This is a genomic window from Pedobacter sp. BMA, from assembly GCF_001027745.1.
Lineage (GTDB): Bacteria > Bacteroidota > Bacteroidia > Sphingobacteriales > Sphingobacteriaceae > Pedobacter.
The window spans coordinates 399,925-426,695 of record NZ_LECU01000007.1 but is presented as its reverse complement, the minus strand read 5'-3'; the positions used below and the strand labels follow the sequence as shown (position 1 = coordinate 426,695).

20 protein-coding genes are annotated in these 26,771 nt (G+C 41.7%); 13 read left to right on the top strand and 7 right to left on the bottom strand.

Going from position 1 to position 26,771, the window contains the following annotated elements; translation table 11 throughout:
• Positions 1-21 precede the first annotated feature (21 nt).
• Entirely contained in the window at positions 22-2,316 is a 2,295-nt protein-coding gene (locus AB669_RS18120; RefSeq protein WP_053058471.1) for a S9 family peptidase, read from the top strand.
• Positions 2,317-2,485: 169 nt separating this feature from the next.
• Positions 2,486-4,603 carry an FUSC family membrane protein gene (locus tag AB669_RS18115; RefSeq protein ID WP_047800733.1) on the top strand — a complete coding sequence of 706 codons (2,118 nt, stop codon included), beginning with the start codon at positions 2,486-2,488 and terminating at the stop codon, positions 4,601-4,603.
• Here AB669_RS18115 and AB669_RS18110 read toward each other — a convergent pair.
• Complete coding sequence (locus tag AB669_RS18110) at positions 4,591-4,932, bottom strand: hypothetical protein (protein ID WP_047800732.1); 342 nt, start codon at positions 4,930-4,932, stop codon at positions 4,591-4,593. The genes AB669_RS18115 and AB669_RS18110 overlap by 13 nt on opposite strands.
• 585 nt (positions 4,933-5,517) lie before the next feature.
• On the opposite strand from AB669_RS18110, the gene katG reads away from it, so the two are divergent.
• Together katG and AB669_RS18100 are read left to right on the top strand one after the other, a co-directional pair.
• On the top strand, positions 5,518-7,785 hold the full coding sequence (katG, locus tag AB669_RS18105) for a catalase/peroxidase HPI (protein WP_047800731.1): 2,268 nt from the start codon (positions 5,518-5,520) through the stop codon (positions 7,783-7,785).
• Between the two features lie 325 nt (positions 7,786-8,110).
• Positions 8,111-8,962 (top strand): Cof-type HAD-IIB family hydrolase, encoded by an 852-nt coding sequence (locus AB669_RS18100; RefSeq protein WP_047800730.1) that lies wholly within the window; start codon positions 8,111-8,113, stop codon positions 8,960-8,962.
• A gap of 8 nt (positions 8,963-8,970) precedes the next feature.
• Here AB669_RS18100 and AB669_RS21645 read toward each other — a convergent pair whose 3' ends face one another.
• Both AB669_RS21645 and AB669_RS18090 read right to left on the bottom strand, forming a co-directional pair.
• Positions 8,971-12,375 carry a DEAD/DEAH box helicase gene (locus tag AB669_RS21645; protein ID WP_053058470.1) on the bottom strand — a complete coding sequence of 1,135 codons (3,405 nt, stop codon included), beginning with the start codon at positions 12,373-12,375 and terminating at the stop codon, positions 8,971-8,973.
• A 15-nt stretch (positions 12,376-12,390) separates the two neighbouring features.
• The gene (locus AB669_RS18090) at positions 12,391-13,038 is read right to left on the bottom strand and encodes a hypothetical protein (protein WP_047800729.1); all 648 of its coding nucleotides are present in this window, start codon (positions 13,036-13,038) and stop codon (positions 12,391-12,393) included.
• Between the two features lie 104 nt (positions 13,039-13,142).
• Here AB669_RS18090 and AB669_RS18085 point away from each other — a divergent pair, with 104 nt between their 5' ends.
• The 3 genes from AB669_RS18085 to AB669_RS18075 all read left to right on the top strand — a co-directional run bounded on the left by AB669_RS18085 (position 13,143) and on the right by AB669_RS18075 (position 16,141).
• Entirely contained in the window at positions 13,143-13,427 is a 285-nt protein-coding gene (locus AB669_RS18085) for a helix-turn-helix domain-containing protein (RefSeq protein WP_231582709.1), read from the top strand.
• Positions 13,428-13,808: 381 nt separating this feature from the next.
• Positions 13,809-15,359: a phage tail sheath C-terminal domain-containing protein gene (locus AB669_RS18080; RefSeq protein WP_047800728.1), complete on the top strand. Its 1,551-nt coding sequence runs from the start codon at positions 13,809-13,811 to the stop codon at positions 15,357-15,359.
• 80 nt (positions 15,360-15,439) lie between these two features.
• Entirely contained in the window at positions 15,440-16,141 is a 702-nt protein-coding gene (locus AB669_RS18075; protein ID WP_197082433.1) for a DUF92 domain-containing protein, read from the top strand.
• Between the two features lie 130 nt (positions 16,142-16,271).
• Here the strand turns inward: AB669_RS18075 and AB669_RS18070 are convergent, their stop codons facing one another.
• Both AB669_RS18070 and AB669_RS18065 read right to left on the bottom strand, forming a co-directional pair.
• Positions 16,272-16,943 carry a hypothetical protein gene (locus AB669_RS18070; protein ID WP_053058469.1) on the bottom strand — a complete coding sequence of 224 codons (672 nt, stop codon included), beginning with the start codon at positions 16,941-16,943 and terminating at the stop codon, positions 16,272-16,274.
• Between the two features lie 90 nt (positions 16,944-17,033).
• Positions 17,034-17,507, bottom strand: a complete 474-nt coding sequence (locus AB669_RS18065; protein ID WP_047800726.1) for an SRPBCC family protein — start codon at positions 17,505-17,507, stop codon at positions 17,034-17,036.
• A gap of 275 nt (positions 17,508-17,782) precedes the next feature.
• On the opposite strand from AB669_RS18065, the gene AB669_RS18060 reads away from it, so the two are divergent.
• From AB669_RS18060 to AB669_RS18045, 5 genes are all read left to right on the top strand, one after another.
• Positions 17,783-18,883 carry a Fic family protein gene (locus AB669_RS18060; protein ID WP_047800784.1) on the top strand — a complete coding sequence of 367 codons (1,101 nt, stop codon included), beginning with the start codon at positions 17,783-17,785 and terminating at the stop codon, positions 18,881-18,883.
• A 368-nt stretch (positions 18,884-19,251) separates the two neighbouring features.
• The gene (locus tag AB669_RS22370; RefSeq protein ID WP_053058468.1) at positions 19,252-19,464 is read left to right on the top strand and encodes a hypothetical protein; all 213 of its coding nucleotides are present in this window, start codon (positions 19,252-19,254) and stop codon (positions 19,462-19,464) included.
• Positions 19,445-19,675, top strand: a complete 231-nt coding sequence (locus AB669_RS22365; protein ID WP_053058467.1) for a hypothetical protein — start codon at positions 19,445-19,447, stop codon at positions 19,673-19,675. The genes AB669_RS22370 and AB669_RS22365 overlap by 20 nt, the downstream gene beginning before the upstream one ends.
• 138 nt (positions 19,676-19,813) lie before the next feature.
• Complete coding sequence (locus AB669_RS18050) at positions 19,814-20,647, top strand: hypothetical protein (RefSeq protein WP_047800725.1); 834 nt, start codon at positions 19,814-19,816, stop codon at positions 20,645-20,647.
• Entirely contained in the window at positions 20,628-21,074 is a 447-nt protein-coding gene (locus AB669_RS18045; protein WP_047800724.1) for a hypothetical protein, read from the top strand. The genes AB669_RS18050 and AB669_RS18045 overlap by 20 nt, the downstream gene beginning before the upstream one ends.
• 66 nt (positions 21,075-21,140) lie before the next feature.
• Here AB669_RS18045 and AB669_RS18040 read toward each other — a convergent pair whose 3' ends face one another.
• A complete protein-coding gene (locus AB669_RS18040) occupies positions 21,141-22,328 on the bottom strand; it encodes a phospholipase D family protein (protein ID WP_047800723.1) in 1,188 nt (395 codons plus the stop codon).
• A gap of 96 nt (positions 22,329-22,424) precedes the next feature.
• On the bottom strand, positions 22,425-22,610 hold the full coding sequence (locus AB669_RS18035; protein WP_047800722.1) for a hypothetical protein: 186 nt from the start codon (positions 22,608-22,610) through the stop codon (positions 22,425-22,427).
• Between the two features lie 1,738 nt (positions 22,611-24,348).
• Here AB669_RS18035 and AB669_RS18025 point away from each other — a divergent pair.
• A complete protein-coding gene (locus AB669_RS18025; protein ID WP_156166778.1) occupies positions 24,349-26,742 on the top strand; it encodes a hypothetical protein in 2,394 nt (797 codons plus the stop codon).
• Positions 26,743-26,771 lie beyond the last annotated feature (29 nt).

Genomic DNA, 26,771 nt, shown 5'->3' with positions numbered 1-26,771 from the left:
TTTAAATAATTATTTCAACCTATGAATTGCAACAAGCTCAATGGCTTTCTCCTTACTTTTTTCACTATGCTTTCCGCCCACATGGCCATTGCACAACAAAAAGTAACGGCTTATTTACCCAATGCATCAGACATAGCATTAAATTATCAGCAGGCGTCAAAAATAGATACAGCACTACGCAATCTTCCTACTAATAACGATATCACGCCATTCTGGAAGAAGGACGGCACTGCATTCTGGTATAAGAAAAATCTGCCCAGCCGCAACTGGACATATATGTATGTTGATGCCATTTCAGGAAAAAAACAGGAGGCCTTTGATAACCGGAAAGTGGCCGCTGCCCTGGAAACCGTGTCAGGTAAGAAACAAAATCCGGAAAGGCTGCAATTTGAAGTGCTTTACTTTTCGGAGCAAAATCAAAATGCAACCCTTAAAAAAGATAACAAATGGTATGCCCTTGATCTTAATACTTACCAGATAAAAGAAACCAATGATACAGTTTTATTTAATTATAATGCTAAGAAACCCCTTCAACAGCGGAAGTCGCGCTGGCAGGGCGTGAGGGATCAGAAAAAATCTCCCGACGGAAAATATGAGCTTATTATCCGCGGCGGAAATATTCTGGTATTGGACGTCACCACCAGGTTAGAAACACAGCTGAGTTTTGATGGGAATGCCGAACACCCTTATGGAAGTTATACCTGGTCGCCCGACGGCAAAAATATCATTGCTTACAAAACCTTCCCGAAAGAAACAAAGAAAGTACATTACGTGCTTAGTTCCGTTGCCGGTACTACACGAGGTCAGCTTAAATCAAGAGAGTATGCGCAACCAGGTGATGAATTTACATCATATGAGCCCTACATATTTAATGTTGAAGCCAAAAAGTCCATAAAAGTGGATACAGATCCTGTTGACTTTTTTGGACCTCAGGAACTGCATTGGCGTGTGAATAATAGCCGGTATTACACTTTCGAGAAAGCTGACCGCGGACATCAGCGTTTCAGGGTAATAGAAGTTGATGTGCAAACGGGTAAGACGAGAAACGTAATTGATGACAAAGCCAAAACCTTCATTTACGAAAATAGAATTTATACCCGTTACCTGACAAAAACCAATGAAATGCTGTACACAAGTGAACAGGATGGCTGGCAGCATTTGTACCTGATTAATACCATTACAGGTAAGCAGCAATTGATCACTAAAGGCAACTGGGTGGTGAGGGATATTGATAGCGTTGATGTAGCTAAGAGACAGATCTGGTTTCGGGCAAGTGGGATGAATAACGATGAAGATCCATATTTTATACACTATTACAGAATTGGTTTTGACGGAAAAAACCTCATTAATCTGACTCCGGAAAAAGGGAACCACAGCTTAACCTTTTCGCCAGATCGGAAATACTATGTTGATACCTATTCTCAGGTAAATATTCCAGCAGTATCGAAGTTGAAAAATACGGGTAATACACACACCGTTACTGAATTTGAACGAGCCTCAGCCGATCCTTACCAGAAAGTGGGGGTGAAGTTGCCTGAAGTTTTTCTGGCTAAAGCACGTGATGGCATAACCGACATCTGGGGTATTGTTTGTCAGCCATCAAAACTCGATCCAAATAAAACTTATCCGGTAATCGAATATATTTATGCTGGCCCTCAGGATAGTTTTGTTCCAAAGAGTTTTCTTCCGGCAAGTGAGATGCAAAGTATGGCCGAACTGGGTTTTATTGTTGTGCAGATGGATGGCATGGGCACTGCAAACCGCTCAAAGGCCTTCCATGATGTATGCTGGAAAAATCTTGCCGATGCGGGATTTCCCGACCGTATTTTATGGATTAAGGCCATGGCCAGGAAATATCCAAATGCCGACATCAGCAGAGTAGGGATTTACGGCACATCTGCCGGCGGACAAAACTCAACCTGCGCCTTACTGTTTCACCCCGAGTTCTATAAAGCTGCTGTATCAGCGTGTGGTTGCCATGATAACCGAATTGATAAGCAATGGTGGAACGAGCAATGGATGGGCTATCCTGTGGGGCCGCACTATGATGAACAATCGAATATCACCAATGCGGCAAAGTTACAGGGTAATTTATTTTTAATTGTAGGTGAGGCGGATGAAAATGTGCCACCAGAATCGACTTACCGGCTCGCTGATGCCTTGATAAAAGCCAATAAAGATTTCGATATCTTAAGTATTCCCGGCATGGGGCACAGTGATGGTGGTGTGTATGGCAGACGACGAAAGCGCGATTTTTTTGTACGACATCTGTTAAATGCAACGCCACCAAATCCAAATGCCGTTTTAAGTAAATAATTATTTAGATTTTTTTGACAACCTTTGGCCCAATATGGCGGTAAGGTTGTCAAAAACATTAAATCTCAGCGGAACGCATAAATTAAGATGTCCCTGTGATCTTTCAAATTGAAAACTGTACCTTTGCCCGCGTTTAATTTGGTTAATCCATGTTATTCGATTATAAAATATGGGTAAATCAACCTTCCGTACACATATCTCAATTTTCTTCCTGGGTGAGTATTTTTCAGATGCAGTCCGCAATACGCTGTCTGTAGTGTTGCCTGTTGCCTTATTCTTCTGGTTAGGTAAACCCGAAACTGCTACCGGGATTGGTGTAGGTGCATTACTCATCAGTTTAACTGATTTGCCCGACCATAGGGGAAATAAGCTTAGGGCTGCAATATATAGCATCGTATTGTTTTTCTTTGCTTCACTAATCGTCAGTGCAAGTTTGCCCTATCCACTCCTTGCTGCTGCAGTGCTAATTTGTTTATCCTTTATCTTTTCCATGTTTATGGGCCTGGGTAACAGAATGGGTTTAATCGGAACCATGACACTTGCGCTCAGTACCTTTGTGGTAGGGCTACATCCCAGTCATCCTTTTCAGTTCAGTTGCTATGTGCTGATCGGTGGATGCTGGTATTATGCGCTGAGTTTGGTTCAGGTACTTTTGAGGCCCTACCGCTCACTGCATCACGCAATTTTCGAGTGTTTAATCAGCAGCGCCGCCTTCTTAAGGTCGAAAGCTGAACACTATAATCCCGAAATCCCATTAGAGAGTCTGCAATCCTCCTCAATCAGACTGCATATTCGCGTGAATCAACGCCATGAATTAATCAGGCAGTTGCTGCTTACTGATACTCATGCCATGAACCCGGAAAATCGCCGTGGACAGGTTTTAATAAATAAAGCAAGGCTGGTGATCGACCTATATGAGCAACTTAGTGCGGTACATTATGACTATGAGTATGTGCGCGAAGCGTTGTCGGGTACGAACCGCCTGCCTTTAATTGAACAACTGATTGAGGGTTTGGCTAAGGAGCTTGAATTGCTGAGCAGAGATTTCCGTAAACTCAGGAAAGGGGCACTCGCGAATGAGATGCTTAATTACCGACAGTGTAAAGAAATGCTTCTCAATAACCTGGCGGGCTTGACCTCCGCACAGCAAAATATCATTTCGAGGATTGTATCAAACGCAGATGAAATCACATCGTTAATCAGCAAAATGAGAACCGAACCTGTAGTCTCTAATGACACTCCCAAAGCATTGGAAGATGAAATTGCTTATCCCTTGTTTGTAAGCCCGGAGAATACAGCCCTGTTCCAACAACTTACGTTTTCTTCGCCAATATTCAGGTTTTCCCTGCGCCTGGCATTTTCCTTTCTTTTTGCTTATATCCTGTTATCATTTTTTGAGCCCAGTAAATACAGTTACTGGGTTTTTCTCACCCTCCTAATCGTATCCCGCCCCAGATTTTCACTCACCTGGAAAAGGAACATACAAAGGGTACTTGGAACTTTGCCGGGGGTAGTTTTAGGTTTGATTGTGGTTTACCTCATCAAATCGCCTGTCGTTTTACTGGGCTTATCTGTGGTCTTCTTGCTTGGTTTTTATGCCTTTAACCGCCTAAACTATGCGCTGTGTGTGGGATTTATCACCGCTGCGGTAATTTTAACTTTAGGAAGTTATCATGGGCATTTTGACCATATTATCCAGGAAAGAATTATCTATACGATCATTGGCTGTGCCATTGCAGTTTTTGCCAGTTATTTGTTTCCAGTATGGGATAGCCGCAAACTGCAGCACTACATATCTCATGCGGTTCAGGCAACGCAAAATTATTTAAACGTGGCAGTATATAAAGCCAGTGCCACAATCGTGGATCCAACCCAGTCCAGAATGGCTCGCAAAAATGCACATTTAACGCTAGTTGAGCTATCTGATGCCATTGGGGCTGCAAAACTTGAACCCATCAGCCATTCGATTGATTTTTCTTCGTTAAATGCTATACAGTTCAACATTTATCAGATAGGGGCCTTAACTACTTCGATTTTCCTCAGCAGCGAAGAAGCTAAAGTCCACCCACAGCTGGATCAGGTAAACAACCTGTTTGGAAAAATTTTAGCAATACGCGATGATCAGACTTTGACCACCAGTAGCCAACCGGTTTTCAGCTACCAACTAAGCAGCGATGGAGTAAGCAGTGTAACCCACAAACTGAATGAGATTATGAAGCTGACCGAAAGCCTGTCTCATCACATGGCCAGTTTCAAAACAGCAAAAAACCAGGATCAACTAAAGTAGTCTTCCAGCAGCGCCAAGAAGTTAGGATCAGGTTTATTCTTAGTTTTGTTAATCAAAGTATGCTGCGCAGAATTGTACTTTTCAATAAATGTGGCCTGACCTTCATTGAATTTCAAATAGCCTTGTTCAAAATAACGCTCTTCAACAGCTGGAGATGAATCCATTGAATTGAACCAGAGTTTTATAAATGCACCATTTTGACGGTCGAGATATAGCCATTGATAAAGGTCTGATAAATCAGCACTATCAGGTAAATCCAGACGTTTAACTTCTACAATAAATAAGGTTGAACTCTCGAAAAGATATAGGATCTTAAAAGTAGGCGACATGACGCAAAAATACCAAGTACCTTAGCCAAATGCAAGGTTAATCTGAAAGATTTATTAAGATAAATAACTCATCACGATTACCGTACATTGTTTTTTAAAACATCACAACCCCTTTATTTATTCATATTGATAATTGTCAAATCTTAATGTCAGATTGTTCGACAACTTAAACAGCAGGTACTTATTTTTGATTTTAATTCATGAGTTCTTGTCTATCCTCTTGAATATAAGTTGGATTGGTATACAGTTTATTAGGGACATTAAGTTGTAAACCAAGGTAGAGAGCGGCATTATTGTTCGCTCTTTATTTTTTTATATCAGATATGTTCTTAAATCTATGGGCGTCCAAACATTGCCTGGTTGCCTAAGCAGCTATGTAGATATTCCTGCCTTCAGTAACTATAACGTTTAAATAGGGCAGTGGCTGCGGGAGAAAAGCGCATTTTAAGCTCACTAATAGATTTTACCTATCATATCATAGAATTAAATGATTGTGATTGCTTGAGTCAATGTTTTAATTTTATCTCAATATTTAAACAGAAAGCTTAAATTAGTATTCATCTAACAGAACATAAAAAATAGAACATGGACAACGGATCAAACGACATCAGCAAATGCCCATTTCACAATGGCGCTATGAAAACCAACGTTGGCGGTGGGGGTACCCGCAATCACGACTGGTGGCCAAATCAATTGAAACTTAATATTCTTCGCCAGCATTCTTCTTTATCTGATCCTATGGGTGATGATTTTAGTTATGTTGAGGCATTTAAAAGCCTTGATCTTGAAGCGGTGAAAAGCGATCTGCATGCATTGATGACGGATTCACAAGACTGGTGGCCAGCAGATTTCGGACATTATGGTGGTTTGTTTATCCGTATGGCCTGGCACAGTGCAGGTACCTATCGTGTTGGAGATGGCCGTGGTGGTGCGGGTGCAGGATTACAGCGTTTTGCGCCATTGAACAGCTGGCCTGATAACGTGAGTTTAGACAAGGCTCGAAGATTGTTGTGGCCTATAAAACAAAAATACGGGCGTAAAATTTCTTGGGCGGATTTGATTATCCTTACCGGAAATATCGCACTCGAGTCGATGGGCTTTAAAACCTTTGGCTTTGCAGGTGGCAGGGAGGATTTATGGGAAGCGGACGAATCAGTATATTGGGGTGCCGAGAAAACCTGGTTAGGTGGTGATTTACGCTATGCACACGGCTCTGATGGTGCGCACAAAGATCACGGTGTATTGGTGAGTGATGATGATGCCGATGGCGATGTGCATACCCGCAATCTGGAGAAACCACTGGCAGCGGTGCAAATGGGTTTAATTTATGTAAATCCTGAAGGACCGGATGGTAATCCCGATCCGCTTCTTTCAGCTAAAGATATCCGAGATACTTTCGGGCGGATGGCGATGAACGACGAGGAAACGGTAGCACTTATTGCAGGAGGCCATACCTTTGGTAAAACACATGGTGCCGCTTCGGCAGATCATGTAGGTAAAGAACCTGAAGCAGCGGGTATAGAGAGTCAGGGATTTGGTTGGAGCAACAGCTATGGTTCGGGTAAAGGTGCAGATACCATTACCAGCGGTTTAGAGGTGACCTGGACAACCACGCCAACCAAATGGAGCAATAACTTTTTTGAAAACCTGTTCAAATACGATTGGGAACTGACCAAAAGCCCTGCAGGTGCACACCAATGGGTAGCCAAAAATGCGGAAGCGATTATTCCTGATGCTTACGATAGTGGCAAGAAGCACCTTCCAACCATGTTGACAACCGATCTGGCTTTGCGGTTTGACCCGGCTTATGAAAAGATTTCGAGGGGGTTTCTTGAAAATCCTGATGCCTTTGCTGATGCTTTCGCACGTGCCTGGTACAAATTAACCCACCGTGATATGGGACCAAAAGACCGTTATTTAGGTCCGGATGTGCCCCAGGAAGAATTGTTATGGCAAGATCCGATTCCTGCTGTAGACCATGCTTTAATTGATGATAACGACATTGCTGCCTTGAAAGGTAAAATACTGGGTTCGGGATTAACGGTATCTGAACTGGTTTCCACTGCCTGGGCTTCGGCTTCCACTTTCCGTGGATCAGATAAACGTGGTGGTGCAAACGGTGCACGGATCCGTCTGGCCCCTCAAAAAGACTGGGAGGTGAATCAGCCTGCACAGTTAAGCAAAGTATTAAACGTACTTGAAGGTATTCAGAACGAATTCAACGCTGCGCAGTTCGATGGGAAAAAAGTTTCCCTTGCCGATTTGATTGTACTGGCTGGTAATGCCGCTATCGAAAAATCAACAGGAGGTGCAACTCAGGTGCCATTTTATCCAGGTCGTATGGATGCTTCCCAAGAACAAACCGATGTAGAATCATTCGGCTACCTGGAGCCACTGGCTGACGGTTTCCGTAACTACCGCAAATCGAAATTTGGCGTGTCTACAGAAGAATTGTTGATCGACAGGGCTCAGCTACTCAACCTTACTGCACCTGAACTTACCGTGTTGCTAGGTGGATTGAGAGTGCTGGATATCAATGCTGACGGTTCGAAAAACGGCGTGTTTACTGAACGCCCTCAGCAGCTGTCGAATGATTTCTTTGTAAATTTACTGGATATGAACGTAGCCTGGAAAGCGACGTCGGATGACAAAGAAGTTTACCTGGGTACTAACCGTGCCACAGGTCAACCAAAATGGACTGCCACCCGTGCTGATCTGGCTATTGGCTCAAACGCAGAATTAAGGGCTATTGCCGAGGTTTATGGAAGCGCTGATGCGAACGATAAATTTGTGAAGGATTTTGTAAAAGCCTGGAACAAGATTATGAATGCTGATCGTTTCGATCTGGTATAAGTTGAAGTGATTTAAATGTCGAGATGGCCGTCTGATTTCTATCGGACGGCCATTTTGTTTGATCAGACATAAGCCCTTATCTGCATCTGGTAGGATATAGTACTATAATCGAACGTTAGTATAAGATTGTAATCGTGATAACCCAGTTTTTTGATCAAGTTCACCATTTCTTGCAGTACTATGATATTATTTACCTGAGATGATTTATTTTTGCATTACCAGTGCCGGGAGGCACCAAACTGATCATTTTAATCAGTAATACTTAGTCTCAACCATTTCGCAATTTTGAATTACGATCATCAGTATATCATCGGGAAGCCAGAACATGAATAATAATAGCAACGAACAAATCAACTACGGAAATAGCAAACCAGACATCAAAGCAGTATTTTTTGATGTAGATGGTACATTAGTCAGTTTCAAAACCAATCAAATACCCGTTTCTACCAAAAGGGCACTTGAAGCACTCCGCAAAAAAGGCATTAATGTTATTGTAGCCACCGGGCGTTCCATTCAAGCGCTCGATGTTTTAAAGGAGTTGTCTTTTGATGGCTTCATCTGTTTTAACGGCGGGCTTTGCGCCACTACCGATGGAGAGATTTTGCATAAACAACCCATGCATGCCGAAGATATAAAGGCACTGGTGGATTATCAGAAAAAATACAACATGAATTTCGCATTAATGTATCATGATGGTGTTTTCGTGCATACGATTACCGATATGGTGAAACAAATGCATGATCATATCAACCTGCCTTTGCCTCCGCTATTGGATCCTGAAAATGTAGATTTTGGAAATGTGCTACAGGCCAATGTTTTCATGAACCCGGAAGAGGAAGTGCTATTCATGGAAAACGTGATGCCCAACTGCGTGGCAAGCAGGTGGACACCGCTTTTTGCTGACGTAAATGCCGGCGGACTGAATAAATATGTAGGTATTGAAATTTTCTGTAAGCATTTCAATATTCAACCTTCACAAACAATGGCCTTTGGCGATGGGGGTAATGATATTGCCATGCTTACCCACACCGCTATCGGCGTGGCGATGGGCGATGCCAATACAGGCGTTAAAGCCATAGCCGACTATACCACTGCTGATGTAGATGACGATGGTATCTGGAAGGCACTGGTACACTTTGGCGTTTTGGAGGATGTGGCTGACTTTATACCTCAATAGCGCCTTTCTTACCCAAATAACTTCAATAAATCTTCTTTCCCAAGCGATTTCAATATACCGTCATCGCCTGGGATCAATTCACCCGCAAGCTTTCTTTTACGTTCCTGGATCTCTAAAATCCTTTCTTCCAGGGTATCCTTGCAGATCATCCGGTAGGCCATTACATGTTTGTCTTGTCCGATACGGTAGCAACGGTCGATGGCCTGGTTTTCTACAGCCGGGTTCCACCAGGGGTCGATCAGGTAAACATAGTCGGCAGCCGTGAGGTTCAGGCCCGTTCCGCCAGCTTTTAAACTGATCAGAAAAACCCTGCAATCCTCATCATTCTGAAATCTGTTTACAGCAGCCTTTCTTTTGTCCAGCTTCGTACTGCCATCCAGGTAGGCATAAGTAATTCCCTGTTGTTCCAGTTCCGCTTTGATTAAGCCCAGCATTCCGGTAAAAGCAGAGAAAACCAATAACTTATGACCCGTTGTTTTCTCCATGATGTGTTCCATTAGTTCGGTGATTTTGCATGGAGTGCCTTCATAGGAAGGTGCATCTTTAATTAGTGCCGGAGAATTGCAAATCTGCCTCAGGGCCATTAACCTCCTCAATACCTCAAACTTTGAATTTTCCAGGCCTACAGAAGCAATCTTATCGACCAATTCGGCCTTAAATTCCTTGCTGTAACTGTCGTAAATTCTTCGTTGTCCAGGTTCCATTTCGCACCATATGGTCATCTCTGTTTTTGGTGGTAAATCAGTAGCAACCTGCTTTTTAGTGCGCCTTAAAATAAATGGCCTGGTCATTTTAAGCAGCGTATCCGCACGTTCTTTATCTTTGTCATCTCCATTCACTGCAAGGTTATCATTAAACATGCGCATACTCCCAAAGAAGCCCGGGTTAACAAAGTTCATCAACGCATAAAGATCCGACGAACTGTTTTCTACTGGTGTTCCCGTGAGCGCAAGCCTGTGTTGTGGAGCGAGCAGCGTTGCCATTTTATATTTTTTGGAGTAGGGGTTTTTAATGGCCTGCGCCTCATCCAGGATTACATAATCAAAGCTGATTGCCTTTAAAAATTCAATATCTACTGCAGCGGTACCATAAGATGTAATTACAAGATCATACTTTTTCAATTCGTCGCTATTTTTTTCGCGAAGCAAACCATGAAAAACCAATACTTTAAGTTCCGGAAAGAATTTTGCTGCTTCATCCTGCCAGTTGTATAGCAGAGACGCCGGAGCCAGTAACAAGTGCGGACCAGCTACAAGCCCGTTATTTTTAAGGTGCTGAAGCAGGGTAAGTATCTGCAGGGTTTTGCCCAGGCCCATATCATCAGCCAGCAGACCTCCCCATTTTAAGGAATGCAGGTGGCAAAGCCAGCTAAAGCCAATCAACTGATAGGGCCGCAATACTGCATTCAAGTTATCAGGAACTGGAATAAGGGGTATTTTCTCCAGCTCGTTAAATAATTTGTCTCTTTCTGTCACCATATTAGCCAGATCCGGCCTTTCTGCTTTCTTGTATAAGTGATCGATGAGCATATAGTGTTGCCCGGTTAGTTTTACCCCCTTATCTGTTATTGTGCCGCTGCTAAAAATAGCACCAAGCTTTTTGAAAAACTCCTTCGGTAGATGTGCCGTTTTTCCATTAGCGAGCACCAGGGTGTCTGCACCCTTTCTGATTGCTTTCTGGATTTCTTCGGGGCTGAGTCGCAGATTTCCGAAAGTTACCGATACTCCGATATCCAGGGAGCCATTTTCCTGCTGGATGTTTAAATCAATATCAGGCAGCTCCATATGAAAATCAATGCCAGTCAGGTTCTCCAGGCCTGAAAAGTTAATGTCAGGACCCTTAAGGTTGTAAATCGTCCTGGCAAACCAGTGGTCTCTTTTAAGGGTGTCTTTAGTCAGGTAAAAATAGGGCAGGGCCTCCTGCTGTTTAAATGTTGGGAGGAGTGCTATAAAAAGCGCTTTAAATGCAGCTTCCTCTGCTTTGTTTCGCTGTAATACTTGTAACTGACCATTTTCCATTTTCGGAAACTCCGTGCCGGCAGACTGCACAGTGACCACCAGTCCATCGGGGTAAATAACCTCGGGAATAAAAGCCACAAACTCACCCTGATCAACGGTTCTGATCTGTTTGGCTTGAATGTTAAGCAACGTCGGGTTTGCTTTTTCTGTCAGCTCAAACCTCACCTGAAAATTCAATGCGAGCTTCACTAATATGGCCTGGTTGAACTCTTCGAAGTCTTTGTCGAGGACGGTAAAAGTTCCTCCCGCCCGGAGTATTTCGCTTATAGCCTTTCCTTCTTCCAGGTTATGGAACTGGTGAAACAAACCTGGGGACTGTTTTAGAGAAAAGAAAAACGGATCGTTATTTGGTAACACTTCATTGATTTCGCAATCCTGACCTTTTAACCGGGCCTTGACCCTAAGCTTGTAATGGCCGCTATGTTGGGATAGGGTGAAGATAAACGATGCCTCCTCGTCCGTGAACGCAAAGGGTGTCATGCTATCTTTAGTTAGCGTCGCTTTGGAGAGCACCTTATTGTAAAAAGTGTGATAAAACAAATGCTTTTGTTCCTTTAGAACCGGTAGCAGTTGTTTCCAGTAGTTAAAAGCGGTATACCGCAAGGCTGCAGTATTCTCGTCAACAACATATCTGGATTGCTTATATTCAGTTTCAAAATTTAAAAGCAGATCGAAATCCTGGCTATACGCATGGAGTAATTTATCTTTTAAATTTAATCGCTTATCTGCAAACACAGGCTTATAAAAATTTACGAAGGATCTGATGCCATCACCATACTCATAAAGGATAACCCGGCAAGGAATCAGCATAGGAATATTTAGATCGCGCTGGGCACCAACGATATATGCCACGGAAGTCAATTCTTCGTCTTTTGTTTTTACCGGTAATGGGGAGAATGCCGGGTAGCCCATAAAAGCTTCTGGCCTGATGGCATTTTGATAGTTGAAAATGTGGCCGTATTCACGTTTGGGGAGCACACTAATACCGGAATAATTCCCTTTTAGTACCAGATACTTTTCAAAGAACTCGGGGTCGGTGAAGGGGTGTTGTTTAAAGCGCTCGAAGAACTTGAATTCTTTTCGATCGATCATTTTATTAAAAAGTTTAATGGCGTGGCTGCAAAGCCCTGTTACCTCTTTTGCGCAGTTACAGGATACCATGATGTAGCCATCCATCATGCTGATCTTTTGCTCATGATATTCCTGCCATCCCGAGCGAACGGTGATGGTCTGCGCTTCAAAAGCAGTAACGCTGTAATCACAGAAAGGATATTTCTCCTTTTTCATCTCATCTGTAATCATCACGTCGGCTGGGTAGGGTAGCTGAGTCTTCGCTTTCAGTTGCAGTTTGTAAGGTGTGGAAGCGTTCCTTCTTGGAGAATTTCTATTTGTCATAATGATCCTGTTCTTCTATCCGTGATAATGTATTTTATTCTCGATTGTCTTCATGAAAAGGTGTTTACTTGCCATCAACTCGTATATAGCCAGTTTAACGAATAGCGGCCTGATCATGGGATCGAAACGGGAGAACTTCAAATGAGTATAGATATCGATAGGTTGCTGTGGGTACTTGAAAAAGGAGATATCAAGTAACTTCATGACCGCTGTTTTATATTTATTGATGATCTCGAGCCTTGAGTCGTCAGGAATATTGTAGTCATATTCTTCGTAGGTGATGCGGCTGTTTTCTTTTGTTCCCTTCTTCTTGTTAACAACATACCAGGGATGAATAAGGCAATATTGGATTTTGCCCGCATGGTAGGTTTTAACCCCTCTTATAGCGCGCTTCTCATGGAAGCCATAGGGATCAGGAAGTAAATTTAATTCTACATCTAAAGTGGAATGATAAATGGCTTTTAAAGCAAGTTTATCATTTTCATGAAGTTTTACCCCATCATTTAGTTCTTCATAATCGCGGTAAAAATAGGGTTGCTTTCCCATCAGAAATGAGATTTCTTCCTGTGCGTATCCTGCTGCAATTCTTGAAATGCAGCACTGATAACGGATCGTAAATTCACTTTGGGTCATCAAGCCCGAATAATAATGTGGTTTGTTCATAATTAGATTTCCTATAACCTGTAGTATTAATAGTTAGAGCCTACTTAAGTAATGTTTAACGTTACTAAAGTAATTATAAACATTCTATTTCACAAATTATTATTATGACTTTATTCAATGCGCTTATCTTTAAAAGAATTCAGAAGAAAATTTCAATTGTGATGACCAAATTAGGAGAGTACTTAGCTAAACGATCTGTTAGTAAAGCCACGTTAGCAAAAAAGACAGGCATTACCAAACAGCGGTTAAATGACCTCACCTTAAAGGATAATGCGAGGCCAATGGGCTTTGAACTTTACCTGATAGCACTTGCAATTGAAGCAGAGGTTGTGGAGATGAATAAGTTTTTATACGGACACCTGAAACTGAAGGAAGAAATGGAAGGGTAATCGCATTATCGGCTTAATTTATGGTCAAAGTATAGGCTAAGCCGTAAAACCTCAGTATCTGGTATTAAAAAGTGTTAAGCTACATTATTGCCTTTATCTGCTTGACGTAACGTTGTATTGGTGTGAAGGTATATTGGTAGTAGGCAAGAGGCATAATCCTCCCACCACGGCCTATAACTTGTCCGGGTTTTGTACGTGTCTCGAACGTGTCTGCTACGTCTTTTTACGTTCCAGGTACGATCCGGGTATGCCCATGGTTAGTACCAGCCCTGTACCAGTTATATGCCGTGGTCGAACATGTGTGCCGGGAAGATCGAACAGTAACCATAGCGAGAACTATAGCTGTTTGTTTTTATAAATTATCATTAACCAAAGTCAAGTATGCCAGAGTACAAAACACCAGGAGTTTATATCAATGAAGTTGCAGCCTTCCCCAATTCAGCTGTAGTTGTTGAAACTGCCGTTCCGGCTTTTATCGGATACACCTTTAAGGCTGAGCGAAACGGAAACTCCCTGATAGGTTTACCCACCAGAATCAATTCCTTTGCCGAATATGTAGAAAGCTTTGGCGGTGCATTTTCCCCAAAATTTAAAATTGAAGAAGATAAAGTTCACCCACCTGGGGCATCATCCATTAAAATTGGTGCCGCTACCATAAATGTTTCGTTCGAAGCGCATAATGAGTTATATTTCTATAACAGCATTCGCTTATTTTATGCCAATGGTGGCAGTTCATGCATAATCCTGGCGGTAGACACTTACGGTGATAAACAGAACGGACTGGAGGTTAAGGCTTCTGACTTTACGAAAGCCGGTGGCCCGCTGGAGATTCTTAAAAAAACACAGGAGCCTACCCTCATTGTGATTCCGGATGTCGTGAAGTTGAATGAAGAAGCTTATGCCGTTTATCCGCAGGTACTGGTACATTGTAGCAGTATGCAAGACCGGTTCGCAATTTTCGATTTGCAAAAACATGATGAAACATTGAACCCCGAAGAGGTAGCTGCGGATTTCAGGAGCAGGATTGGAGATCACTTTCTCAACTATGGAGCAGCTTACTATCCCTGGCTAAATACGAATGTTGTTGATGACGATGAGCTCACCTTCGAAAATCTGCCTGATACACTTAGCGACTACCTGGAAGATGGTGAACCGAAAAAAATATGCCAGGATTATGCTGTTGAGTTTGCCGGGCTGAAATACTTAATTAAGCAGCGCGAATCACAGGTAAAGCAAAGCGACTACGCATTTCCGGATCAGCTCATCAGCTTAAAAAAGAATCACCACCTGGCACTTAAATCTGCAAGCTCTAATTACAAGGCTATTTTACAACACGCGAGATTTCTTGCTAACCAATTGCCACCGAGTGCTGCGATAGCTGGTATGTATACCATGGTTGACAGTACCAGAGGGGTGTGGAAAGCCCCGGCGAATTGTTCATTAAACGAGGTTGTAAGTCCCATTGTGAATATTTCGAACGAGGCCCAGGTATTTTTTAATGTAGATCCTGAAACGGGAAAATCAATCAATGTGATCCGTCCGTTTGAAGGATTGGGGACGCTGGTATGGGGAGCAAGAACGTTGGATGGAAACAGCGATGACTGGAAATACATCAATGTGCGCAGAACATTGATCATGATTGAGCAATCTATAAAAGCTGCCACCAGGGCTTATGTGTTTGAGCCGAACGATGCCAACACCTGGATTACGGTTAAATCCATGATCGATAATTTCCTTTTCAATCTCTGGAAACAGGGTGCTTTAGCTGGTGCAGTGCCCGAACAAGCTTACGATGTGCAGATTGGACTTGGTTCTACGATGACAGCAAATGATATCCTGGACGGTAAAATGCTCGTCTGTGTGAAGGTGGCTATTGTGAGACCAGCGGAATTTATCGTGATCACTTTCCAACAACAATTACAGCAATCATAAAGAATTCTGGTAAAACTCATCAAAAAATTATCCAGCCATGGCAGATGTGAATTTTCGTTATGTATAATATTAGCATATTAATGCCTGTCATCATAATTTCTGGCATGGCTTACAGCATCCTGGCCAAAAAGCTGACGGTTGCGGCAGCCTTCACAGGAGCTGTGATTGCGATAACTATTTTTAGTGCTGCGGGATACTCCGGATTAGCCATGATGACGACTTTTTTTATATTAGGCTCTGCTGCCACCTCCTGGCAACGGCATAAAAAGCACCCGTTAATTAAAGGTGAGGAAACTGGGACTGGCCGGAATATGATGCAGGTACTTGCTAACGCCGGGGCAGCCGGTATCGTTGGTATAGTAGTTATTGTTTATCCCCAGCACTCGGTGCTGCTATTACCTGTGATGGCTGCTGCTTTCGCATCTGCAGCAGCAGATACACTTTCCTCTGAGCTCGGAATGGTTTACGGACGACGCTTCTTCAATGTGATTTCGTTTAAGCCCGACGCTTGCGGTAGAGACGGGGTGGTCAGCCTGGAAGGAACCGTGATCGGCATTTTAGGAAGTGCTATAATCGCGGTTATTTATGCGATTGGATGGGGCAGGGGCATCAGCTTTTTATTTATAGTTATTGCAGGCACGATAGGTAATATTACCGATTCCGTATTGGGCGCTTTGCTGGAGCGGAAGGGAATTATTGGCAATGACGCCGTTAATTTCTTGAATACATTGGTGGCAGCGGGGGTGATGCTGGGGCTTGAGGTGGCTTTTGTTAGTGTCTAACCATCATAAGATGGTCCGAAATGGAATATCTGATTAGGCCCCACTTTCAGCATATTCTTTTGAACTCTATTGTCGCATTGATGGCGAAGCACTAAAGCTCATATTAAGGGGATATCTAAGTAACAGTGTGCTAAACTATTTTTGCATCTCTGGTTAATAATCTCTTATCAACGTCGAATTCGGTACTAAACCAATTAATTAAGATTTTTTCAATTTCAATTTTATTAAATGATTTTGGGTTCCTTCTAGATTTTAAATAATTTTCTGTAGTTACTTTTTTAACTAATTGCTCCATTGTTTCCAAGCCGATTTCATTTGCGGCTTTGTCAGATAACCAGAATCCCAAAAGTGAAAATGTAATTCCGGAAATTGCTAGTTTCCAACTGAAAAAAAAACCAATCAGCGATAGAATGAAGATCGATAACAATGTTAAAGTTTGCCAGCTTGGTGGCGTAAGCACATTTAGTTGAAAGCCTAATTTTACTTCTACTCTCTTTAAATAAGAGCGTCTATTGTTCCTGGGGAATATAATGGAAAGTTTTTGTTGGCTTGTTATTGTTGATCTTTCAATGTTAAGTTCAGCGGAAATTGCGTCCCTGAGTTTATAAAATGCCTGTTGGCTTGTACAGTCATTCAAGTTATCAAGTTTGATTTTGTTTGCTATGTGATCACACATTTCTCCGAAATTTTTAACATCTGCAAGTTCTCTACCTTTGAATTTGATGTTAAATGATTTCTCCACTTTGACAAGTAAATCCTCTATATCTTCGGGATCAATATTTTTAAGCTGATGATTTTTCATATATTTTGTATGCTAAAGTGTTCTGGTAATCCTCCCGAATCCCCCTTCATTTCTTGCCAGCGTTTTTGCTACATTTACTGCAGCTTAAATTTAATTATTTTTAAGCGCACACTCGCCATTTTCCGCATATTCCTTTATAACTAAATTACGATTGATTAGCAGGTTTTCCATATATCTTTTCAGAAAAAGATAGTCAGCAAGTTTACCTAGAATTCCTAAGGGTGACACGAAAGTGAAAATATCGATCATGTTTGTACCGTTATTCATAGGTTCAAATTTATGGATGTGTTTAAACGATTTGAATGCACCACTTACCATTTCATCGGTAAATGTATGTGGCATTTCAAAGGCAGTAATTCTAGATGTTAATTCCTGGAAAAAACCGAAATGCTTTGCCCGCCATGTCACCGATTCACCTAATTCTATTAGCCCAGACATTCTTCCTGCAATTACTTTTTCATGCGTCTGCTTAGTGGAAATCTGATGTAAATCTACACTTCTTGAAAGATCGAATACGGTCTCGGGTGTAGCTAAAACAAATGTATTTAAGTATATCGTAGTCATTTTTGGCGTACTAATAGAAATAACAGGTGATGTTTCATATTGTATCTGGTTTTAAATTATTTGATGTACGGATAATATTGCAGTTGTTTCTAGTATTGATAAATCTTTAAATCAATGCATATTTAGCAACTAATGGAACAACGTAATTTATCATTTATTAAATTAAATCCCTGTACGATATGCGGCGAATAACAATTTTATTCGTCGCAATTTTGCGGTGAATGATTTGAGATGCAGTGAATATTTATTATATTTACCGCACATTTGCGGATATTATGTACATTCATCAACTAAAAGACTGGCCCGACTTTACCTGGGATTTAGAAGCGCTATCACCCGTTCTGGGAACTGTGCGACACCGTCAGGGCAAAATACTGGGACAAATGAGCGCACTTGGATTTGAATTGCGTGAAAAAGCACTACTTGAAACACTCACTGCCGATGTCGTCAAATCAAGCGAAATTGAAGGAGAACGTTTAAACGAAGATCAGGTACGCTCCTCTATTGCCAGAAGGCTAGGCATAGCATTGGCAGGAGCAGTGCCCGCAGAGAGAAATGTGGAGGGCGTGGTAGAAATGATGCTAGATGCTACTCAGAACTATTCAAACGAACTTAATACATCCAGGCTCTTTGACTGGCATGCTGCATTATTTCCGACCGGCAGGAGCGGCATGCAGAAAATAACGGTAGCAGAATGGCGTGGCCCTGATGCTGGCCCAATGCAGGTCGGATCTGGTCCCATGGGAAGAGAACGCATACATTTCGAGGCGCCAACGTCGGAACGCCTGCAAGGAGAAATGGAAAAATTTCTTAACTGGTTCAATGTAAGCAGCGATACTGATCCGGTCGTCAAGGCCGCTGTAGCGCACATTTGGTTTGTTACCATACATCCATTTGATGATGGAAACGGGAGGATCACCAGAGCTATCACCGACATGCAACTGGCCCGGGCAGATGAAAGCCCCCTCAGATTTTATAGTATTTCTGCCGAGATCTTGAAAGAGAGACCCGCGTATTATGAAGTGCTGGAGCGGACCCAAAAAGGTGGTCTGGACATCACAACCTGGATCAAATGGTTTCTCGAATGCCTTAACCATTCCATGGATCAGACCGAACAGACCATGTCTGCAATCATGCAGCGTAAAGCATTTTGGGAAAAACACCGGGAAACCGTCTTCAATCCAAGGCAGCAAAAAATGATCGCCGTTCTTTTAGATGATTTCTTTGGCTCCTTGAATACGTCTAAATGGGCAAAGATAACCAAAAGCTCTGCAGACACTGCTTTAAGGGATATACAGGATCTGCTTAACAAAGGCGTCCTTGAAAAAACCGATGCCGGTGGCCGAAGCACCAGCTATACGCTTATCAATACATAATTCATTTTTTGGTAACAAGTTCACAACGTTAAGTTATTGCTATGCCTGTGTTCGGTCTAAAAAGCTATAAAACAAAAAATCCCCTAACTTTCGTTAGAGGATTTACTTGTGAACCCGCTGGGATTTGCACCTAGTGCTAAAATCAGCGTTTAAATAGTATTTTATACGGTTTTCGATTTGTACTCACCTAATTACTCACCGTTTTTTTCGATACGTTTTAGCTACAATTGCTATGTTCGAATATACATGTAAATACCGGAAATATCAATAATATTATACTCTAACTTGATATTTTATTTTAGGTAATCATAAAAACGGAGTTGATAAATTATTATCTTGTAGCAGTCTGAAACTGCATAATCTAATTAATGTCTAACGAACTCAATCGAAATCCCGAACAAAAAGCTCGGGATCAGATAGATGCTATGCTTCGCTTGGCAGGCTGGCATGTTCAGTCAAGAAACGATATTGACTTTAGTGTAGGCATTGGAGTAGCCATTAGAGAATATCAAACCAGTGTTGGACCTGCCGATTATATCCCTTTTCGTCAATCAAAAACCTTTGGGGATAATAGAAGCTAAACATGAGGATGAAGGTCATAGATTAACTGTTGTAGAAGGACAATCTAAAGAATACGCAGTTGCTAAACTAAAAGCATTGGTAAATGCCGAGCCTCTAAAATATGTGTATGAAAGTACAGGTGTGGTAACTCGTTATACTGACCACAAACCGAGAGGAAAAAATGTTTTTAGTTTTCATAAACCGGAGACTTTGTTAGGAAGGTGGAGGTGAATGATAAAACGGAGTTGGTTTATAAGCTGAGACAAGGAGTGATTTAATGGAATTAATTACCAACGTTGTTCATTTGGGGACAGCATTTATTGTTTATTCTGTTTAAATTTTTAGCTTAGCATAAAATTAACAAGCTCAATGACCAATTTTAATGAATTTATAAATAAGGATTACTTTCGGGTCAATAATCCAGATCATCCTTTCGTCTATTCTGGCCCAGATATTTTACTTTCTGATGCAAAAAGTCTGACAGCTTTGTTTATCCCTTCACCTGAGGAATTAGGCTCCAGTAATAAACTACTCTTGCGTTTGATAAACTCAAAGATCGGTTATCCTGCCAATACAATTATGACATTGGTTTTGGATCACAATAAGGAGTTTAAAAACACTGATCGTGTTGAACGGGACTTTTTCGATCTAGTTATTGAGCCCTCAGACTTGAAGCGGTTAAAATCTATTCTCAAAGAGACAAAATCTATAAGCTATTTTAAGGATTTTAAACGTACTCAAAAACAGCTGTTTGATCGTCAGGCGAGGGTGCAAAATAGCAATTTAGTCTATGCTGAAAAAGTCAAGTTTGACAAGGATAAAGTGGAACCATTTATTAACAAGGAAAAAATCCAATATTTTAATTATTTGGAGGATAGATTCGAAAAAGTCAGATCAAATATATACGAGTTCGAAAACACGTTGATAGGATTTAAAAACCTGTCAAAAAAGCCAGATTTGGAAGAATTGGCGCCGTATTATGATTTTGTTCTTAGATCGGAATTGTTCATGAAAGATAAGATTCCTTTTTTCAAGAAGAGGGACGATGCAAAATGTTTAAGCCTTAATGAACTTCCAACCAGCAGGTTCGATCCAATGAAGCCTATGAGATTAGCGAGTTTATTCGGATGGCTAATCGGTAACATCAATAGTGAAAAGGATTTAGAATTCAGATTAAATAGTTATGAGCGATCAAAGAAATAGAATTAATACAATTGTGGCTTTATTGAATTCTAACTCGAATTTATCTATTGGGAATCTCAATAAAGTAAAGGCTGAATTGCACCAGGTGGTGGATGTACATGGCATATCGCCCACTAGAAGACGAAATCTGATGAAAGTTCTGCATTCTACCAGGGCACTGGATTCGACACTAAACGCGTTTGTAGAATTTCACAACATTAAGAATAATGCCAAGTCTATCGGTCAGTATCTTTCTCAGTTACAAAAGCATAATGAGCAATCCTTGCAGAATCTTTCCGCATCGGAGAGAAGCAGGTATCAACGATCTATTGCGGATCTTCGCAATAAGCATTTGCACACTGCAGATAGCTATCCAGCAAATGAAGCAGAGGTTAATAACATTATTGGCGAAATGCAAACTTTAATTTCAAGGTTAGCAACATTATAATTTGAATAAAAAGCCTTGGTGTGCGTGAATTATGTCTTTGAGAAATACTGGTTAGTAAGGTGTTAATTATTGTCGATAATACAGCACATCCATAAATGCTACTCGATAGGCTGCAATTTTCTGTTCTATGGCATTTTTGGGTTTAGGGAACTGGTACAAGTGTGAGGACTGGATTCTCTCGACAACTTCATCCCAATAGCGTTCCAGATTCATAGTGCCAACTGATTTAATCTGGAAGTCATCTGCCAGTAATTGGTTGTTCCCTGTCGATATGGCGAAGAAAACGTCCGGTCTTTTCATTGCAAGTAGCCTGGTTGCAGAACGGTATTTATTGCCGCCATCAACTGCCTTTTGGAAAAGTTCAACGAATTTTTCATAGTGCTGTTTAGTGACTTCTCCGCTCAGTGGTATGATGTCTATTGCTTTCCCGATAAGACCTGGTTTGTTATTGATGACCTGTTTGAGTTTGCCAGCATTATTCATATTCCCAAAAAGGCGGAAATCTGCTGATTGGTTAGCCCATTTATATCCAGCAATCCGCTGTTGAATAGTAATATCCATATCTGCGAACTTCTGGTTTTCCTGAAAGTACTGCTGAACAAAATCCAGTACTTTTATCCGCTCCTGTATCTGCGCTTTTTTTTGATCGTTGATGCGTTTGATGTACTCAGACCATGTGGTTGCTACAATTGGGATAGAGAAATAAGGTGTTCCTGGTTTTTGTTTGTTCTCTAAGCGGGAGAGGGCTTTGAGTTTGGATTGATTCCTTTCCCATGATCTGTAGTAGTCTTTTAGCAGGTCTTTATCGAAGTGTTTTGCTTGATCCCAGGCATCTGCGATGGATTTTTTGATTTGATTATACATTTCTTTGTCGGCATTCTCGCTGGTGATGAGTATGCCTGCTTCATTATTGGCACTGAATGCGGCATTGGTAAAATTGGCGCTGCCGATGATGGCTTCCCATTTTTCAGGGGTGCTAGAGAATAGGTAGACTTTTGGATGAAAGGTGCCGGCAGAAATGGTCATAAATTTGATTTCTTTATACCCCATAAATTGCTCGATAAAATCCGGGTGGGTCTGGTAAAAATGTAGCCCAACTACTATCTTTCTAATTTTATTGGTGTTTTTGCATAGTTCTGTTGTGAGCGGAAATGGTTTTCCTGCCCAGGCGACCATCCAATGGTATTTGTCATATTGATTCATTAAACGGCTAAATTCTGCATTTAATGCTGAGGCGTCAATAAGGTATTTCATATGGCAAGATAAGTATTATGCTGGTATTGATGTTACGGTTTGGTAAAATGGTCTCCGATAACGCTTAGGATATCGGAGACCAGAAAGATGTAGCTACTATGATCTCAGTGCTACGATGCACAATGCAAAGAATGCAATGATTACCAGGGCGACAATCGCCAGAGCGGTGTTGTTGGGCTTGTTTTTCATTTTACTTGGATTTTGGTTATTATTAATTTTAATAATTGCTGAAATGCATTTTAAAAAGAAGTTGAAGGCAGAGAAAAGGAGTTGTTGTTCCATGTTGCTGTTTTTTATATGTTTATGATAAAATTTTCGAATTCTGTCTTACCCAGTTTGGCTAATTGCAGAGATGGTCCTTGCGCTTTTTGGGCGCTTTTTTTTGTGTTCGTAGGTACAGGGGTTTTAGGCATGTAAACCGGCATGGGTCTTCACTACCTTCGTGTTTTCTTAATAGATGGCTGTTTTTAAGCTTTTGTTGCTGTTTACATCGCTAAGGATTTCGGGCGGCTAAAACGGTCTGGTTGATCTGCCGATTATATCTTACCCAATTAGTCACGTTTGTTTCAGTATGGCGATATTATTTTTTGCAATGCTTTGGGCCTTAAAAGAACTGGTCTTTTCTTTGGTTATCTACCGTATAGATAAATTTTTCAAAATCTATCTGATAATGTTCGGCTTGATCAGCGCGGTTAAGCTTTTTTATTTTTTAAATTTTACGCTTAAGGGTTTTACACCGCTTAAAAAGACGGGTTTTCAAATTCCTCAATTCTCGGGTGCTAGATTTAGAATTGGCTTATTTTTTGAAGTCGTTAACTTCTATAAAGATTTGAGACTGCGAAAACCTTCAAGCTTGTATTCGGATAGCATATAACCTAAGAATTGTATTTTGTTTTACTAAGGATTGTTACTAGTAGAATTATTGGTATCCCCATTTTTTAGTGTAACGCCTGAATAGGCGTTAAAGGCAGTTTTATAAAATGCTTTGTGGAGTTGATTTAATGGTTTTTGAAAATAATCTTTCTGATTTTCAGTGTCTTGAAAAATAGTTTTTTCTTTTTTGATTGATGAGGAGCTTTGTGAGGAAATGTAGGACTTTTTTTGCGAGCTTATTTTCCTGTTAACCCTTTCTAGGAAGCATTCACGATCAATACCCCCATTAAAAGGTCATGTCACCTATTGAAATTTAAGTAAAGAATTTTGGCGGTAAAGGTTGATAGAGCATGTCAATGTGCAATTTGTCATTAAATTTTGCAAAATAAAAAAAGTTGTTTTGGATCGTTTTAATGGCCGTGCTTTGAAACCAGGTCTGCCTATGACTTTTCGATATTATACGTAATTTGATATATTTGATATTTGAAATTACGCGATCCTTATGCCGAATAATATATTGAACCCTTTTGCCACACTGCCCATCTGGAAACACTTTCTTGAAGTTACCAAAGACCAACCTGATGAACAGTCCATGGTGATTAAACATATTGAACATGCACTGCCGTTGTTGGAGCGTATTCCTTTGGCATTCCCGTTTTATACCCTGCACAATAGCCAGCACCAATATAATATCCTTCACCTGATAGGGGAAATATTAGATCCCAGACTAAACGAACTGACAGGTCTTGAAACTGCGATGATCATTTTGTCTGCAGTTTACCATGATATCGGAATGGTCTACTCTCCTGCGGATCTTCAAAAGATCGTCACCGAGCCGGAATTCCTGGACTTTTTGTCGGAAAACACCTCGGCCAACCTTCAATTTGAGGAAAACGGAAAGCAGCCTACAGAGGAACTAATCAACTGGTACTGCCGCTGGGCACATGCCAAAAGGGTGTGGCCATTTCTACAGCAGGCCGATGAAAGAATACCCATTGTTTGGGAAGGGGTGCCGTTCCGTGACGAACTCGGGAATGTCTGCGAGAGCCACAATGAGCCGGCGGATGTCATTAAGAATGATGACTTGAAGTTCAGCAACAGTTTTTTGGGCAAATGTGACCTGAAGTTCTGCGCCCTGCTGCTACGTTTGGGGGATATACTTGATTTTGATGATACCCGATCACCAAGGGGTCTATATGAGTTTCTTGGATTGGACAAGGCAAAAAGAACTGGAGAAGTGATCAGCAACGAAGAGTGGCGCAAACATATGAGCGCCAAAGGGTTTGCGATAGATAGAACAGGCAAGCGCCCAGGCCTTCGATTTATTGCTGTTCCAGAACATCCGAAAGTGGAAGTGGGCATCCGCGATTTTTTGAAGATCATAGAAAATGAACTCAACGCCTGTGCCAGGCTTTTGCATTTCTGTTCCCCGCGCTGGTCTGACTTTGAACTTCCAGAAGAAATGAACCTGGAAGGTATCAAAAGCAAAAACTACCGATCGGGCAACTATCATTTTTCGCTCGCTGAAAACGATGTGATGAAACTGCTGACCGGAGAAGGGATCTATAACGACGATTATATTTTCCTGAGGGAACTGCTGCAGAACGCCATAGACACCAGCAGGCACAGGGAGTTCAGGGAGAGATTAACGACAGCGGGTTTTCAGGCTTCGCCCATTGTTGTTTCCAATTTTACCGACCAAGAAGGTTACCAATGGATCAGGATTGATGATTTCGGAATGGGCATGACCCTGGATATCATTGAAAAGCATTTGCTCAAGAAAGGACAATCCTATTATAACTCGGATTCGTTCAAACTCGAAAAGCTGGCCATCAAAGAAAAAGTGAATGCGGATTTTGTTCCGATAAGCCGTTTTGGGATCGGACTATTGTCATGCTTCATCTCTGGTGATAGAATCGAGATCAGTACCCTGCATAAGGATGACCTGCAAAATCCCTATAGACTTTCTGTGGAGGGAAGAAACGGATTCTTTACCCTGCAGAGCAAAAAGGCAAGGCATATACCGGCACCAATGCCAGCTGAATATGGACCGGAGACCGGTTTTCGTCAACAGGCAGGTACCTCGATAGCCGTCAGGATCACCACGAACAAGGAATATGAAGGTTTTGATGTCAAAAGGCACTTGGAAAAATACCTGATGGCACCGCCAGTTCCCGTGAAATACGATAGTGTCCAGGTCGGGGGTGATTTTGAGCTGCTGACAAAAGAGCCATGGACAACAGCCCAGTCCTTTGACCTGGAAGAAGAATTTGTCGAACGCGTCAGGACGCTGACTGATCTGCCCTTCGAAAAAGGGATAAAGGTTTCTATACTTCCGATCAACCTGACCAATGATGCGCTATCGTCCAATATCAAAGGGCAGCTGGTAATCACCTATATCGATATCAACGGACAAGAGCTGGGTAGTGACGAGAAAATCAGCTTTACCCTTGAATCTCATGAAGAGAACCAAATGAAGGTCCGTTGTACTCGTAGGATTCAGGACGGATCGAATTCCACAGAAAACCAGGAAACTTTGGATGTATCCTTCCTAATGGAACATTTACAGATTCCCAAGGAAATCACTTCCTATCCTTATTACTATAACCCATATCACCTCAATTCGCTTAGGTTCAGCCATAATGGTATCATGATCCCATCAGAATCCGAACTTTTTGCGCTGAACAGGGGACTGATCAACAACCACGTTAGCAGCTGGGGACATATGAACAATTTCAATTTCATTTGTACAGGCCTGATCTATTTCCAGGATGAACTGCTGCCGAAGCTGACCGTTTCCAGAAATGAAGTCAGGGAAATGACCTATCCTACGATAGCGCACATGCTCTCGGCGATGAGAGCATTAAACGGCCTGTTGTATGTGGAACCAAAACTCGACCAATATCATTTTTTTGACAAGTTGGAACGTGACGTCAAATATACCTCAGGGGATATCAAGGAGTCCAGGTTCTATGAGGATAACAGAGATTTCTGGAACGATCGCATCGAAGTCAGCACTGTTGAAGGGACGCTGACGATCCGTGAGCTCGTGGAAAAATCTCCGCAACGATTGCAGGTATATCTTGGTTCGCACAGTTCACGCTTCTACCAGACCCTGATCAACTATGTCCTGGAAGAAAATTTCGATATCGAGGCAGAGGATTATGAGGAAGACGGCTACCGCCACCTGCGCTATTTTGTTACCAAAAGGTCCAGGCCTTTACCTGAGATGGTCCTGGGATTCGATCCGCTTACCTTTGTAGACATTTCGAACAGTAGCCTGCTCAAGCTTGGCAAAAACATCAACATCAACCATAGTTTTGTCAAATGGTATGCCGCTGCCTACCCAATTCTTAACGCTGAGTATTTCCATTATTCTAAACAGCTCATCTATGGGCTGTATGGGAACTACAGCTCGATCAGGCCAGACACCCAGAAGATAAACAGGATATTGGAAAAACTCAGGAGCATCCTGCCGCCGGATCTAAGGCCTCCAAAGGACATAGACCTGAGCATGGATGATTTAGGCATCAAAGACTAGCCGGTAACCAGATCGTTTCCGTAGCAAAC